The organism is Kitasatospora sp. NPDC048296 (genome assembly GCF_043201815.1).
GTDB lineage: Bacteria > Actinomycetota > Actinomycetes > Streptomycetales > Streptomycetaceae > Kitasatospora.
The window spans coordinates 3,021-19,930 of the sequence record NZ_JBICZB010000020.1 but is presented as its reverse complement, the minus strand read 5'-3'; the positions used below and the strand labels follow the sequence as shown (position 1 = coordinate 19,930).

Sequence of the window (16,910 nt, the reverse complement as noted above, 5' to 3'; positions counted from 1 at the left end):
CAGCCAGCGGGCGGACAGATGGGCCGTCAGTTCACGCAGCGTCGGGCGCGCGAAGAACTCGTCGAGCGGCACGGCGACACCGAAGGCATCGCCCACCACCGACACGATCTTCATCCCGCTCAACGAATCGAACCCGTAGTCCGCCAACGGCCGATCGGGATCGATCCGCTCGTCCAGCTTCAGGACCCGCTCCACCAGCTCCCGCAACCGCTCACCCACCGCGTCGGTCGATCCCGGCCGGACGGCGGCGGTCACCACCCGGGCAGCGGAGGCGGAAGCAGCGGCGACGACGGGAGCGGCAGCGGAGGCGACGTGCGCCGGTGGCGCCGCGGCGCGCACCACGGCGCCGTTCGCCGCGACCAGCACGTGCTGCCCGAGCTCGGTCGGCCCGCCGGCCAGTGTCCTGACCTCCGCGTACCCCTCCTCCTGGAGCATCGCGGTCCAGCTCGCCGGCGTGGCCAGCGGCGACCGCGGGATCCGCACCTCACCGTCCTGGAAGGCCCACCAGCCCTCCATCACCCCGCCGCCCAGCGTCAAGTACGGCCGGATGGCGGTCAGCTCGTTGAGCACCAGCAGTCCGCCCGGCTTGAGCAGCGTCCTGAGCTCGCGCAGCGTGCGCCGCAGGTCCTTGGTGGCGTGCACCACGTTGGTGCCGAGCACCACGTCCGCCGAGCCCGGCGCGAAGCCCTGCTCGGGCAGGTCGCGTTCCAGGTTGAGCAGTTGGAAGCCGACGAACGGATACTGCTCGGCGAACCTGTCGCGGCCGTGGTCCAGGAAGCGCGGCGACACGTCCGTGAAGGTGAAGCCGACCCGGCCCGACCGGTCGGCCACGACCGGCAGGACCCGCTCGGTGGTGGCGCCGGTACCGGCGCCCACCTCCACCACCCGGATCGTCTCGTGCGGCGCCAGCCGGGGCAGCCGGGTGTCCAGGTGGCGGCGGACGGTGTCCGCCACCAGCAGGTTGAAGTGGTCGGTGAGCGCGTTCCCGCGGTAGAGGTCGCGCACCAGCCGCATCGATGAGTCGGGGAACATGACCTCGGTGCCGATGACCTCACCGCGCAGCAACTGCGGGTACAGCCGCAGGAACTCCCGGTTGAGGGTGACCGTGGGCTCGACCTCCGGATAGGCGGCCGCGGCCCGGTCGAACTCGTCCTCCCACCGGTCCGCCGCCGGATCCGCGGTCACGCCGACGGTGACCAGGTCGCCGTCGCGGGTCAGGTGCCCGGCTCCGGCCAGCAGGTCGAGGATCGCCTCGTGGAGCCGCTGGAACTTGTCCCGGATGCGCAGGGTTCCGCGCAGTTCCTCACTGCGGTGCTGCTCGCCCGGACGTCGGAAGACGCCCATCCGCCGGTACACGCCGAGCAGTCCGGTCACCGAGGCCTCGTCCAGTGCCCGGTACCCGGCGAGCACCCGGGCGACGGCGGGGTCGACGCCCGGCCCGTCCTGCGGCCGGGGTGTCGTGACCGCGGCTGCCCGGGCGGCGGCCGACGGCTCGGCGATCCACAGGCTCTTCCGGGCGAAGGGGTAGCCCGGCAGCTCGATCCTGCGGGCGGCCGGCGAGGTGATCCGGGACCAGTCGATCTCGGCCCCGGCCAGCCAGTGCCGGGCCACCTCCGCCAGGTCGCGTCGGGACAGCGCCCGCTCCAGGGCGGCGGTGTCCCCGGCGGACCGCACCGCGGCCCGGGAGTGGTGGCCGGTGCCGACCCGGTCGTCGGCGCCGCCCACCGCGTGCGCCTCCAGCAGTCGGGCGGCCTCGGACACCGAGGCCGCGGACAGGGCGAGCCGGAACTCGTGCGCGGTGCGCCCCGACTGCAGCGTGTGGGCGACATCGGCAAGGCGCAGCGAGGACCGGTCGGGCTGGTCCGCGCCCCGCGGCCGAATGCAGGCCACCGCCTCGGCCACCGCACCGATGGTGTCGGCGGCCAGCGCGGCCGGCGGCAGCTCCGCCCCCAGTTCCCCGGCCAGCCGGGCGTGGAAGTGGGAGCGTTCGGCGATGCCGAAGCCGCAGTCGACGAGGTCGGTCGCGAGTTCCAGGGACTGCGGTGCCACACCGGCCACCTCGGCGACGAGCCGCAGGCACCGCTCCCGGGCGTCCGCCAGCGCGTCCGCCGTCGGCCCGGTGCTCCGCGGGACGCTCCGGCGCAGGAAGGCCGCGAGGTCCGCCGCGTAGGCGCCCAGCCGGTCCTCGGTCCTGGCGGAGAGCACCAGCAGTTGCTCCCCGACGGGCTCTGCCGACTCCGGAGCGCCGACTGGCAGGTACTCCTCCACCACCACGCAGGCGTTGGCGCCGCCCGCGCCGAACGAGCTGACCAGCGCGCGCCGCGGCAGTTCGTCCTCGGACCCCGACAGCCTCGCCCAGGGCTGCAGCGTCTGCTGGATCTCGAAGGGCGTGCCGGTGAAGTCGATCTCCGGGTTGCGCTGCGCCGAGTGCAGCGACGGGACCAGCACCCCGTGCCGTAGCTGCAGCAGCACCTTGGTCAGGCCCGCGATCCCGGCCGCCGATTCGAGATGGCCGATGTTGGTCTTGACCGAGCCGACCGCGACGCGCGGCCGCCGGCCGCGCTGCGCCGGATCGCCCGGCTCGCCGAAGGCCCTGGCCAGCCCCGCGATCTCGATCGGGTCCCCGAGCAGGGTGCCGGTGCCGTGCGCCTCCACGTAGCCGATGGTCTCCGCCGCGACGTCGGCGCGGTCCAGTGCCCCGCGGATCACCCCGCTCTGCGCGATCGGGCTCGGCACGGTGTAACCGCCGGTGTTGCCACCGGAGTTGATTGCCGAGCCGCGGATCACGCCGAGGATCCGGTCGCCGTCGGCGACCGCCGCCGCCAGCGGCTTGAGCAGGACGGCGCCGACGCCCTCGCCGTCGACGAAGCCGTCCGCGTCGGCGCCGAAGGCCTTGAGCCGGTCGTCGTGCGACAGCATGCCGGCCTGGGCCAGCCCGCGCAGGTGCTTGGGGTGCAGGATCAGGTTCACCCCGCCCGCGATCGCGGCGGCGCACTCCCCTGCCCTGATGCTCTGGCAGGCCAGGTGGATCGCTGTCAGCGAGGCCGAGCACGCGGTGTCCACCGCCAGGCTCGGCCCGGCGAAGTCGAAGGAGTAGGACACCCGGTTGGCCACCGACCAGTGCCGCGAGTGGGCCTCGGTCGGGACGCCGAGCGCGTTCGCCGCACCGCCCATCCACTCGTAGTCGTTGCCCATCACGCCGACGAACACGCCGACCGGGCCCTGGGCGGCGAGCACGGCCGCCGGGTATCCGGCGTCGTCCAAGGTCGCCGCCGCGGTCTCCAGGAACAGGCGCTCCTGGGGGTCCATCGCCTCGGCTTCGGCGGGCGAGATGTGGAAGAAGAGCGGGTCGAACTTGTCGACGTCGTCGATGAACCCGGCCCACTTGCTGTACGAGCCGCGGATCCCGGTCGGGTCGTAGTGCGCGTCCGCGTCCCAGCGCTCGGCCGGCACCTCCCGGATGCAGTGCCGGCCCTCGGCCAGGTTCTGCCACAGTTCGGCGACCGTGGGGGCCAGCGGGTAGCGCCCCGCTACGCCGATCACGGCGATCCGGTCGTCCGCGCCCTCCTCGGCCGCGCTCCCGGTGCCGGCCGCGGCCGGCACCGGTTCGTCGCTGGAGAGCCGGCTGCCGAGGAAGCGCGCCACCGCGTCGGGGGTGCGGTGTTCGAAGATCAGGGTCGCGGGCAGCCGCACCTTGGTGCGCGCACTGAGCTTGTTCCGCAGTTCGAGCGCCGTCAGCGAGGTGAAGCCCAAGCGCTGGAAGTCGGCGTCGGGGTCGATGTCGCCGACCGAGTCGTGCTTGAGGGCCGCCACGACCTCCCGCAGCACCAGCTCGCGGAGCACCCGCTCACGCTCGGCCGCCGACAGCCCGCGCAGCTCGGCACCGACGCCGCCGGCGGCGGGGCCGACGGCCGCCGGACCGCCGGGGACCGCTCGCGGCCGGTGGCGCCGGGCCGGAGCCAGCCGGTCGAACAGCGGCGGCAGCGCACCCGCCGTGCGGTCCACCGCGGCGAGGTCCAGCCGGACGGGCAGCAGGTGGGCCCGGTCCGTGGCGACGGCGGCATCCAGCAGGGCCAAGCCCTCCTCGGTGGTCAGCGGGCCCACCCCGGCACCGCTCAGCCGGGCCAGGTCGGCCTGGTCGAGCCGGCCGGTCAGGGCGCTGCGCTCGGCCCACAGGCCCCAGCCGAGTGCCACCGCCGGAAGGCCGAGGCCGTGGCGGTACTGCGCCAGGGCATCCAGGAAGGCGTTGGCGGCGGCGTAGTTGCCCTGCCCGGCGGTGCCCAGGGTGGCGGCCACCGAGGAGAAGAGCACGAAGGCCGACAGGTCGAGGTCGCGGGTCAGCTCGTGCAGGTGCCAAGCGCCGTCGGCCTTCGCCGCCAGCACGGTCCGCAGCCGCTGCGGGGTCAGGGAGCCGATCACCCCGTCGTCCAGCGCGCCGGCGGCATGCAGGACCGCCCGCAGCGGGCGGTCCTGCGGGATCGCCGCGAGCACCTCGACCAGCGCGGCGCGGTCGCTGACGTCGCAGGCCACCGAGGTCGCCGTCGCGCCGAGCGCGGTCAGCTCCTCGGCGAGCGCCGGGGCTCCGCGGCGGCCGAGCAGCAGCAGGTCGCGGACACCGTGCTCGGTCACCAGGTGGCGGGCCACGAGCGCGCCCAGGGTGCCCGACGCGCCGGTGACGAGCACCGTGCCGTCGGTGGGGAACACGGGCGCCACGGGCACCGCGGGCAGGCCCGCGTGCACCAGCCGCGGCACCCGCAGTTCACCGCCGCGCACCACGACCTGCGGCTCACCACAGGCCAGCACCCGTGGCAGCAGCCGCGGGAGGTCGTCCGGGTCGTCGGTGTCGACCAGGACGATCCGGTCCGGATTCTCGGTCTGCGCCGACCGCACCAGGCCCCAGACCGCGGCGGCGGCGGGATCCACCGGCGCCTCGTTCCGGGCGCCGGTCACCACGGCCTGGCGGGTGGCCACCACCAGGCGCCGGTCACCCGTCTCCGCATCGGCGAGCCGGTCCTGCAGGTCCGCGAGCACGGCGGCGGTCACCGTCTCGACGGCGGCGGGCAGTTCGCCCTCGGTCGGTGGGCAACGCAGCACCGTGGCGGTCGCGGCCCCGGCCGCCGGGGAGTCGGACCGCGCGGTCACCCAGTCCAGCTGGAAGAGCGCGCTGTCGCCCGGAGCACCGAGCAGCGCGGTGCCGAGCGGACGCAACGCCAGCGAGCCGATCGACAGCAGGGCGTGGCCGGTGCCGTCCGCGATCCGCACCGCGACCGAGCCGTCCGCCTGCGGGCTGATCCGCGCCCGCAGGCCGGTCACCTGCTCCGCCGCGTCCGGATCCAGCCAGTGCACGTCGCTCCACGAGAACGGCAGCGCCGGCTCGCTCGTCACGTCCAGCGCGTGCAGGGCCGCGTCGAGCAGCGCGGGACGGACCGGCACGGGCAACGAGACCTCGGCGAACAGCTCGCCGCTGTGTCGCCACAGTGCCCGCAGGCCCTGGAAGCCCGGCCCGTACTCCAGGCCGCACGCGGTCCGGTCCTCGTACCAGGAGGCCAGGTCCACTGCCTCGGCGCCCGGCGGCGGCCACGCCGACAGATCCGGCGCAGCCGCGTCCGCGGCCGGGCGACCGGCCAGGTCGACGAGCGTCCCGGTCGCGTGCAGCCGCCAGTCGGCCTCCGGGGCCCGGGCGTGCAGCCGCAGCGCCCGGTACCCGCGGTCGTCGGCCGGGTCCACCAGCAGCTGGATCTCGACCTCGCCCTGCTCGGGCAGCACCACGGGCGCCTGCAGGGTGAGTTCGTCCACCCCGTCGCCGGCCTGCAGCGCCATCTCCAGCAGCGCGGTCCCCGGCACCACGACGCTGCCGCGCACCCGGTGGTCGGCCAGCCACGGATGGGTCCGCAGCGACAGCCGGCCGGTCAGGACCGTCTGCCCGTCGCCCGCCAGCTCGACCGCGGCGCCCAGCAGCGGCTGCCGGCTGCGGAGCCAGTAGGGCTTCGTCCGGAAGGCGTACGTGGGCAGCTCCACCGCGCGGGCGCCGGTGCCCGCGAAAAGCTGCGGCCAGTCCACCTGGACCCCGCGGACGTACAACTCGGCTGCGTACGTCAGGAATTCACGCCGGGCGTCCTTGTTGCGGCGCAGCGAGCCGACCACCACGACGGGCCGGTCGGCGGCCTCCGCGGCCTCCTCGATGCCGACCCGCAGCACGGGGTGGGCGCTGCACTCGACGAAGACCTGGTGTCCGTCGGCCAGCAGGTCATTGATCACGGATTCGAAGCGGACGGTGTTGCGCAGGTTCCGGTACCAGTAGTCGCCGTCGAGCCCGACGGTGTCCAGAACCTCGCCGGTGAGCGTCGAGTGGAAGGGCACCGAGCCGGAACGCGGGCTGATGCCGGCCAGATCGCGCAGGATCCACTCGCGGATCCGCTCCACCGACGCCGAGTGCGAGGCGTAGTCCACCGGAATGCGCCGGGCCCCGATCGCCGCACCCTCGCAGTACGCCAGCAACTCGTCCAGCGCGGCGCTCTCGCCGGCGACCACAGTCGACTGGGGTCCGTTGAGGGCGGCGACCGAGATCCGCCCGTCCCACGTCTCCAACAGGGTGCAGGCCCGGTCCACGGGCAGGGCCACCGAGACCATGCCGCCGTCGCCGGCGATCTCCAGCAGCGCCTGCGAGCGCAGGGCCACCACCCGGGCACCGTCCTCCAGCGACAGCCCGCCGGCCGCGCAGGCGGCGGCGATCTCGCCCTGGGAGTGGCCCACCACGGCGGAGGGAACCAGGCCGAGCGAGCGCCACACCTCGGCCAGCGACACCATGACCGCCCAGAGCGCGGGCTGGACCACGTCCACCCGCTTCAGCGCTTCCTCGTCGTCCAGCACCTCCCGCAGCGACCAGTCGACCAGGCCGCTCAGCGCCCGCTCGCACTCCTCCATGCGTGCGGCGAAGACCGGGGAGGACTCGCGCATGCCACGGGCCATCCCGACCCACTGCGAGCCCTGGCCGGGGAAGACCCAGACCACGCCGGATTCGCCGGCGACGGCGCCCTCCGGCTCCACCAGGTGCGGCGAGGGCTCGCCCGCGGCCAGAGCGGCCAGCCCCTCCAGCAGTTCGGCACGGTCGCCGACGACCACCGCACCGCGGTGCTCCAGCGCCGACCGGGTGGTCACCGAGGCGAAGCCGAGGTCCACCAGGCCCTCCTCTGGCCGGGACTCCACCCACTCGAGCAGCCGGGCCGCCTGGGCCCGCAGGGCCTCCTCGGACGCACCCGACAGCACCACCGGTACCACCGGCGAACCCACCGCCGCCACCGGCTCGGCCGCCGCCTCCTCCTCGTCCGTCTGCTCCAGGATCACGTGCGCATTCGTCCCGCTGGCACCGAAGGCGGAGACGCCGGCCCGGCGCGGCCGGTCTGACCGCGGCCACGCCCGCTGCTCGGTCAGCAACTCCACCGCCCCCGCCGACCAGTCCACATGACGCGACGGCCGATCCACATGGAGCGTCCGCGGCAGCACCCCCTGCCGCATCGCCATCACCATCTTGATCACACCCGCGACACCCGCCGCCGCCTGCGCATGACCGATGTTCGACTTCAACGACCCCAGCCAGAGCGGCTCCACCCGGTCCCGACCGTACGTCGCCAACAGCGCCCGCGCCTCGATCGGATCACCCAACGCCGTCCCGGTGCCGTGCGCCTCCACCGCGTCCACGTCCGCACCCGACAGACCCGCCGACGCCAGCGCGTCACGGATCACCCGCTCCTGCGACGGCCCGTTCGGGGCCGTCAGTCCGCTGGAGGCGCCGTCCTGGTTGATCGCCGAACCGCGCACCACCGCCAGCACCCGGTGCCCGTTGCGCCGCGCGTCCGACAGACGCTCCAGCACCAGCACCCCCACCCCCTCGGACCACCCCGTGCCGTCCGCCGCATCCGCGAACGCCTTGCACCGACCGTCCGGCGAGACCGCGCGCTGGCGGGAGAACTCCACGAAGGTGGTCGGCGTGGACATCACCGCCACGCCGCCCGCCAGCGCCAGCTCGCACTCCCCGGAACGCAGCGACTGCGCCGCCAGGTGCAACGACACCAGCGAGGACGAACACGCCGTGTCCACCGTCACCGCGGGCCCCTCGAACCCGAACGTGTAGGCGACCCGGCCGGACGCCACGCTGGGCAGGCTGCCGATCATCAGCTGGCCCTCGTAGCCGCCGGTGTCCTGCCCCAGCCGTGACGCGTAGTCGCCGTACATCACGCCGGCGAAGACTCCGGTGCGGCTGCCGCGCAGCGCGGACGGGGCGATGCCCGCGCGCTCCAGCGCCTCCCAGGACGTCTGGAGCAGCAGCCGCTGCTGCGGATCGGTCGCCGCCGCCTCGCGCGGCGACATCCCGAAGAATCCCGCGTCGAACTCCGCCGCGTCGTACAGGAACCCGCCGTGGCGGGTGTAGCTCGTGCCGGACCGGTCCGGGTCGGGGTCGTACAGTCCTTCGAGGTCCCACCCGCGGTCGGTCGGGAACTCGGACACCGCGTCCACGCCCTCGATCGCCAGCCGGAACAGCTCCTCGGGCGAGGCGGCACCGCCGGGGTAGCGGCAGGCCATGCCCACGATCGCAACCGGCTCCGTGGTCGCCGACTCCGCTTCCGTCAGCTTGCGGCGGACCTGACGCAGTTCACCGGTGACCCGCTTCAGGTAGTCGAGCAGCTTCTCGTCGCTCATCGTCAGGGCCTTCCAAGCTCATCGTCGATCAAGGCAAAGAGTTCGTCGGCGCTCGCCTCGGCGAGCTCCTGGTCGGGTGCCGGCCCGGTCGCGTCCGGCTCGGCGGTCAGGGTGGCCAGCAGCGCCCAGAGCCGGGCGGTGACGGCCGGGCGCTGGTCGTCGCCGACGGCGGTCACGCTCGCCTCCAACCGGTCCAGCTCCGCCAGGACCGGGGGCTCGCTCGCGGGCTCGGGCTCCTCCGGGGCGAGTCGCTCCAGCAGGTGCCGGGCCAGCGCGGCCGGGCTCGGATGGTCGAAGGTCACCGTGGCGGCCAGGGTGAGGCCGGTGCGGGTGCCCAGCCGGTTGCGCAGCTGAAGGGCGGTCAGCGAGTCGAAGCCCAGTTCCGTGAAGCCCCGCTCGGGCGGCACGTCATCCGGTCCGGACCGACCCAGCGCGGTCGCGATCTCGGTGCGGACCAACTGCCGTACCGTCCGCTCCCGGTCGTGGTCGGCCATGGTGAGCAGCCGCTCGCGCAGCGGCTCGGCGCCCGGCCGGGGTCGGCCGCCCGGCGCGCCCGGGGCGGCCGGGGCGCGGACCAGCCCGCGCAGCATCGCGGGCGGCTCGGCGTCGCCCGCTCCGGACAGGTCCACCCCGGTGGGTACCAGGTGGGCCTGGTCGGCCGCGAGTCCGAGGTCGAGCAGCGCTAGGCCCTCGTCCGTGGGGAGCGGTCGCAGGCCCAGGGCGGCGATCCGCTGCCGGTCGGCTTCGCCGAGCCCGCCGGTCAGGCCGGTGCTCTGCTCCCAGAGCCCCCAGCCCAGGGCGACCGCGGGCAGCCCCGCCCGGTGCCGCTGGTGGGCCAGCGCGTCGAGGAACGCGTTCGCTGCCGCGTAGTTGGCCTGCCCGGCCAGGCCGACCGTGGCCGATACGGAGGAGAACAGCACGAAGGCCGACAGGTCGAGTCCGCGGGTGGCCTCGTGCAGTTGCCAGGCCGCGTCCACCTTCGCCGCCAGGACCGCGTGCAGTCGCGGCGGCGTGAGCGACTGCACCGCGCCGTCGTCCAGCACCCCGGCCGCGTGCACCACGGCCCGCAGCGGCGCCGACTCGGGCACGACCGCGAGGACCTCCGCCAGCCCGGCCCGGTCGGTGACGTCGCAGGCGACCACCTGGACCTGGGCGCCCGCCGCGGTCAGCTCCGCCACCAGCTCGCGCGCACCGGCGGCGACCGGGCCGCTGCGGCTGACCAGCAGCAGGTGGCGGGCACCGTGCTCGGCCACCAGGTGCCGGGCGGCCGTGGCGCCCAGTCCGCCGGTCCCGCCGGTGATCAGCACGGTCCCGTCGGGGCCGACCAGGGGTCGGCCCGGGTCGGGGGCGGGGACACCGGCGCGGGCCAGACGGGGGATCAGCACCCGGTCCGCGCGCAGGGCGACCTGCGGCTCGCCGGTCGCCAGGACGCGGGCCAGCTGATCGGCTGTCGGCTCACCGGTGCCCTCGAAGTCCACCAGCACGATCCGGTCGGGGTGTTCGGTCTGGGCCGACCGGAGCAGCCCCCAGACGGTGGCGGCGGCAAGGTCGAGATCCGCGTCCGCCGTCACGGCCACCGCCCGCCGGGTGGTGACCACCAGCCGGGACGCGTCGTCCTGGTGCTCGGTCAGCCACCGCTGGACGTCGCGCAGCACCGTCTCCGCGGTCCGGTGCACGGCCGCCGGCACGTCGCCCGGCGCGGGCTCGACCGCGAGCACGGCGCTCCCGGCAGCCTGCTCGGCCGGCCCGCCGTGCGCGGCGGCCTCCCGCCACTCGACCCGGAACAGCTTGGGGTCAAAGCGCCGGGCGTCCAACGGGCGCAGGGTCAGTGACTCGACCGACAGCACCTCGGCACCGCTGTCGTCGGCGACGGCCAGCGAGGCCCGGTGCTCGCCCGCCGGGCTGATCCGGACCCGCAGCCGGGGCCCGGCCGCGCGCACGGACCGCACACCGGCCCAGGAGAACGGCACCAGCGGGCCGGGACCGGCTTCCAGCACCAGCGGATGGAGCGCCGCGTCCAGCAGCGCCGGGTGCACGGTGAACGATCCCGCCTCGCCCGGCAGCGCCATCTCGGCGAGCAGGTCGTCGCCGTGCTGCCAGACCCGGCGCAGGTTCTGGAACTGCGGCCCGTACTCCAGGCCGAGTTCGGCGAGCCGGTCGTACCAGCCGGTCAGCTCCACCGGCGTGGCGCCGGGCGGTGGCCAATCGGTCAGGTCGACCCCGGGCCCCTCGGGCCCGGTCTCGCTCACCCGTCCGGTGGCGTAGAGCCGCCACGCCGGGTCGCCACCGTCGCGCTCCCGGCCGTGGATACGGAACTCGCGCCGACCGGCCCGGTCCGCCGGCCCGGCCCTCAGCTGCACCTCGACCTCGCCCTGTGCGGGTAGCACCAGCGGGGTCTGCAGGGTGAGTTCGTCCACCGTGCCGCCGAGGGTCAGCGCCATCTCCAGCAGCGCGGTCCCCGGCACCACGACCTGGCCGAGCACCAGGTGGTCGGCCAGCCAGGGCCGTGCGTGCAGCGACAGCCGCTCCGCCAGGACGGTGCCGTCGCCGTCCGCGAGTTCCACGGCGTGCACCAGCAGGGGCCGGTCCGGTCCGGCGTCCGCCCAGTAGCGCCGGTGCTGGAAGGCGTACGTCGGCAGGTCGATCCGGCGCGCGCCGCCGCCGGCGAAGGCCTGGCGCCAGTCCACCGCAACCCCGCTGGCCCAGACCTGGGCCACCGAGGTCAACAGGCGGTTCACGCCACCCTCCTGACGCCGAAGCGTCTCCGAGACCGTCGCGGATACCGCCGGCGCACCGCCGTCCAGGATCTCCTGGAGCGCCATGGTGAGCACCGGATGGGAGCTGACCTCGATGAACGTGTCGTGGCCCTGCTCGGCCAGCGCCCGCACCGCGGCGTGGAAGTGGACGGTCTGCCGCAGGTTCCGGTACCAGTAGCACGCATCGACGAGCCCGTCGCCCAGCCAGTCCCGCTCCACGGTCGAGAAGAACGGAACCCGGGCGGGCACCGGCCGGAGGTCCGCCAGCACCGAGTCCAGCCGCTCCTCGATGCCCTCCACGTGCGAGGTGTGCGAGGCGTAGTCCACCGGGATCCGGCGTGCCCGGACCCCCTCGGCCTCGCATGCAGCGAGGAGTTCCTCCAGCGCCTGCGGATCACCGGCGACCACCGTGGCGGACGGGCCGTTGAGCGCCGCCACCTCCAGCCGGCCCTGCCACGGCTCCAGCCGGGATTCCACCTCCGCCGCCGGCAGTGCCAGCGACACCATCCCGCCGAGACCGGCCAGTTCCTTCGCGATCGCCTGCGAGCGCAGGGTCACCACCCGGGCACCGTCCTGCAGCGACAGCGCACCGGCCACGCAGGCCGCCGCGATCTCGCCCTGCGAATGGCCCAGGACCGCCGCGGGCTCGACCCCGTACGAGCGCCACACCGCGGCGAGCGAGACCATCACGGCCCAGGAGGCGGGCTGCACCACGTCCACCCGCTCCAGCGTCGGCTCGCCCGGCAGCTGCCGCAGCACCCCCAGCAGGTCCCAGTCCACGAACTCGGCCAGCGCCTCTGCACACTCGGCGATGCGCTCGGCGAACACCGGTGAGGCGTCCAGGAGTTCGACGGCCATGCCGGCCCACTGCGAGCCCTGGCCGGGGAAGACGAAGACCACCTTCCTGGCACCTGACCGGACCGCCCCCTGAACCGGCCCCGGGTCCTGCGACCCCTGGGCCAGCACGTCCAGCCCGGCCAGCAGTTCCTCCACGTCCGCGGCCAGGACCACGGCGCGGTGCTCGAACTCGGACCGCGTGGTGGCCGACGACCAGCCCACGTCCGCCGGACGCGGCTCGGTGTCGGACTCCGCCCACTCCAGCAGCCGGGCCGCCTGGGCTCGCAGGGCCTCCTCGGACGCGCCCGACAGCACCACCGGCACCACCGGCGAACCCACCGCCGCCACCGGCTCGACCGGCTCCTCCTCGCCCGCCTGCTCCAGGATCACGTGCGCATTCGTCCCGCTGATCCCGAAGGAGGAGACGCCGACCCGGCGCGGCCGGTCGGACCGCGGCCACGCCCGCTGCTCGGTCAGCAACTCCACCGCCCCCGCCGACCAGTCCACATGACGCGACGGCCGATCCACATGGAGCGTCCGCGGCAGCACCCCCTGCCGCATCGCCATCACCATCTTGATCACACCCGCGACACCCGCCGCCGCCTGCGCATGACCGATGTTCGACTTCAACGACCCCAGCCAGAGCGGCTCCACCCGGTCCCGACCGTACGTCGCCAACAGCGCCCGCGCCTCGATCGGATCACCCAACGCCGTCCCGGTGCCGTGCGCCTCCACCGCGTCCACGTCCGCACCCGACAGACCCGCCGACGCCAGCGCGTCACGGATCACCCGCTCCTGCGACGGCCCGTTCGGGGCGCTCAGCCCGTTGGAGGCGCCGTCCTGGTTGATCGCCGAACCGCGCACCACCGCCAGCACCCGGTGCCCGTTGCGCCGCGCGTCCGACAGACGCTCCAGCACCAGCACCCCCACCCCCTCGGACCACCCCGTGCCGTCCGCCGCATCCGCGAACGCCTTGCACCGACCGTCCGGCGAGAGCCCGCCCTGGCGGGAGAACTCCACGAACATCCCGGGAGTGGACATCACCGCCACCCCGCCCGCCAGCGCCAGCTCGCACTCCCCGGAACGCAGCGACTGCGCCGCCAAGTGCAACGACACCAGCGAGGACGAACACGCCGTGTCCACCGTCACCGCGGGCCCCTCGAACCCGAACGTGTAGGCGACCCGACCGGACGCCACGCTCGGAGCACCGCCGGTCAGGGCGTGCCCGCCGAAGCTCTCGGAGGTCTGGTGCAGCGGGGGTACGTAGTCCTGGTTCATCACGCCCGTGAAGACGGCTGTCCGGCTCCCGCGCAGGGTGGCGGGGTCGATTCCGGACCGTTCCAGCGCCTCCCAGGACACTTCCAGCAGCAGCCGCTGCTGGGGGTCCATCGCCCGGGCCTCGCGCGGGCTGATCCGGAAGAAGTCGGCGTCGAACTCGGGGGCGTCCCGCAGGAAACCGCCGGTTCGGACGTTGCCGGTGCTCGCCGGGTCGAGGTTCCAGCCTCGGTCCTCGGGGAACCCCGAGATCGCGTCCACCCCGTCGGCCACCAGCCGCCACAGCTCCTCCGGGGACGAAACGCCGCCGGGCAGCCGGCAGCCCATCCCCACGATCGCGATCGCGTCCTGGTACCGGTCGGCGCCCCGCTCGGCCCGGCTCGCCCCGGCGTCGTTCCCCGACAGTTCGTCATGGAGGTGCCGTACCAGGTCGGTGGGGGTGGGACGGTCGAAGAGCAGCGTGCTCGGCAGCCGTAGACCGGTCGCCCGGCTCAGCCGGTCGCTGAGCTCCACCGAGGTGACCGAGTCGAACCCGATCTCCTTGAACGAGCGGTCGGCCTCGACCAGGTGGGGGGCGGCGTGCCCGAGCACGGCAGCCGCCTGGGCGCGCACCAGGTCCGCCAACTCCCGCTCACCCAGGACGGTCGGCCTGGCGGCGGGCGCATCCGGTGCGGCGGGCGCATCCGGTGCGGCAGGTTCCGACCGGGGCGCGGGTACGGCGGCGCCCCGCGCGCCCAGCCAGTAGGGCTGCCGCTGGAAGGCGTAGCCGGGCAGCTCGATGCTGCGGGCGCCGGTGCCCTCGAACATCGCCCGCCAGTCCACCGGGACGCCCTGCGCGTGCACGTCGGCCATGGACAGCAGCAGCCGGCGGAGCCCGCCGTCGGCACGGCGCAGCGTGCCGTGCACGACCGCCTCGCAGGTGTCGCGCACCGTGTCCTGGATCGGCACGGTCAGCACCGGGTGCGGGCTGGCCTCCAGGAAGACCCGGTGGCCGTCGGCGGCCAACGCCCGTACCGCGTCCTCCAGTCGGACCGTCTCTCGGACGTTCCGGTACCAGTACTCGGCGTCCAGCGCCTCGGCGGGCAGCCGGCCGCCGGTGACTGTGGAGTAGAACGCGACCTCGTTCGGGGTCGCCGTCACGCCCTCGGCGGCGCGCAGCACCTCGTCGCGGATCTCCGCCACCTGCGGCGAGTGCGAGGCGTAGTCGATCGGCACCATCCGGGCGCGCACCCCGCGCGCCTTGCTCTCGGCCACCATCGCGTGCACGGTGTCCACCGGCCCGGACACGACCACGGCGTTCGGCCCGTTCACGGCGCCGATCGCGACCCGGTCCCGGTCGACCTCCTCGACCGGCATGGCCAGCAGGGCCATCGCCCCGCGTCCGGAGAGCCGGGCGACGATGGCCCTGCTGCGTTCGACCATCAGCCGCAGTGCATCCGGCAGGGCGAGGATCCCCGCCGCGCAGGCCGCCGTGATCTCGCCCTGGGAGTGCCCCACCACGGCGGCGGGTGCGAGCCCGACCGAGCGCCACACTTCGGCCAGCGACACCTGCACCGCGAAGAGCGCGGGCTGCATCACGTCCATGCGTTCGAGCGCCGCCGCGTCGGCGAGCACCTCCCGCAGCGACCAGTCGACCTGGCCGCTCAGCAGCCGCGCGCACTCGTCCATCCGCGCGGCGAACACCGGTGAGGATTCCCACAGTTCGAGGCCCATCCCGGCCCACTGCGGTCCCTGGCCTGGAAAGACCCACACCACTCCGGGCGCGGGGACGGCCGTGCCCTCCACCACGTTCGGGGCGGCCTGGCCCGCCGCCAGCGCCCCGAGTCCGGCCAGGAGGTCGCCGCGGTCCGCGGCGACGACGACCCCGCGCCGCCCCAGGGCGGTCCGGGTGGTCGCCGTCGAGTACCCGAGGTCCGCCGGACGCAGGTCGGCGTCGGCCTCCACCCGCTCCATCAGGCGCCGTGCCTGGGCCCGGAGTGCCTGCTCGGTCGTGCCCGACACGGTCACCGGCACGGGCACCGGGTCGGTGGGTGCGGCGGTCTCCTCCGCGACCTGGTCGGGGCCCGGAGCGACCACCAGGTGGCAGTTGGTGCCGCCCAGCCCGAAGGAGCTGACGGCGGCCAGCCGCGGGCCCTCTGGCCAGGGCCCGGTGGCGGCGTTGACCCGGAGCTTCAGCTGCTCCATCGGGATCGCCGGGTTCGGCTCGGAGTAGTTCAGGCTCGCCGGGATCATGCCGTGCCGCAACGACAGCGCGACCTTGATCAGCCCGATCACGCCGGCCGCGCCGTCCAGGTGCCCGATGTTGGTCTTCACCGAGCCGACGAGCAGCGGCTGCCCGTCGGCCCGCTCCCGGCCGACGACCTCGCCGAGGGCCCGCGCCTCGACCGGGTCGCCCGCCCTCGTTCCGCTACCGTGCAGTTCGACGTACCGCACCCGGGCCGGGTCCACTCCGGCCCGGTCGTAGGCCTGGCGCAGCAGCTCCCGCTGCGCATCGCCGTCGGGGACGGTGAGGGCCTGGCCGCCGCCGTCGTTGTTCACCGCGCCGCCGAGCAGCACGCACTGCACCCGGTCACCGTCGGCGATGGCGTCGCTCAGCCGCTTCAGGACCACCACGCCGCCGCCTTCGCCCCGCACCGTGCCGTTGGCGCGTGCGTCGAAGGCGTAGCAGTGGCCGTCCGGGGAGAGCGCACCCGACCGGGCGAAGGCGAGCGTGCTGTCCGGTACGAGGTTCAGGTGCACGCCGCCGGCCAGCGCCAGTGCAGCGGCGCCCGACAGCAGGCTCTCACAGGCCATCTGCACGGCGACCAGGGAGGAGGCCTGCGCCGCGTCCACGGTGAGGCTGGGCCCGCGCAGACCGAGGTGGTAGGAGACCCGGTTCGCGATGATCCCCCGGCTCAGCCCCGCCAGCGAGTGGTGGGACACCGCGTCGGGGCCGTGCTGGTGGACCAACGCCGCGTAGTCGTCACCGGTGACCCCGAGCAGGACCGCCGCCGACTCTCCGCGCAGGCTGTCCGGCACGACACCGGCGTGCTCCAGCGCCTCCCAGGCGAGTTCGAGCGCCAGCCGCTGCTGCGGGTCCATCGCCGCGGCCTCGCGCGGCGAGATGCCGAAGAACCCGGGGTCGAAGTCGGCGACCCCGTCGAGGAAGCCGCCCCTGCGGGGTGCCGCCGGGTCGGCCGGGTCCGGCAGCCCGTCGAGGTCCCATCGTCCGGCGGGCACCTCGGTAATCGCCTCCACGCCGTCCACCAGCAGCTGCCAGAAGGCGTCGAGGCCGTCGGCGCCCGGCACCCGGCAAGACATCCCGACGACGGCTACCGCGCGCTCGGTCGGATAGTTCATGGGCAT

2 protein-coding genes (1 of these 2 only partly in view) are annotated in these 16,910 nt (G+C 74.8%); both read right to left on the bottom strand.

All coding sequences use genetic code 11. From position 1 onward, the window contains the following. Positions 1-8,703 carry the 5' end (the start) of an amino acid adenylation domain-containing protein gene (locus ACGF12_RS14705; RefSeq protein ID WP_393028881.1) on the bottom strand. Its footprint begins 12,813 nt before the window's first position, so the window shows 8,703 of its 21,516 coding nt (coding positions 1-8,703); its start codon is at positions 8,701-8,703; its stop codon lies off the left edge, out of view. Then, the gene (locus ACGF12_RS14700) at positions 8,700-16,910 is read right to left on the bottom strand and encodes a type I polyketide synthase (RefSeq protein ID WP_393028756.1); all 8,211 of its coding nucleotides are present in this window, start codon (positions 16,908-16,910) and stop codon (positions 8,700-8,702) included. The genes ACGF12_RS14705 and ACGF12_RS14700 overlap by 4 nt, the downstream gene beginning before the upstream one ends.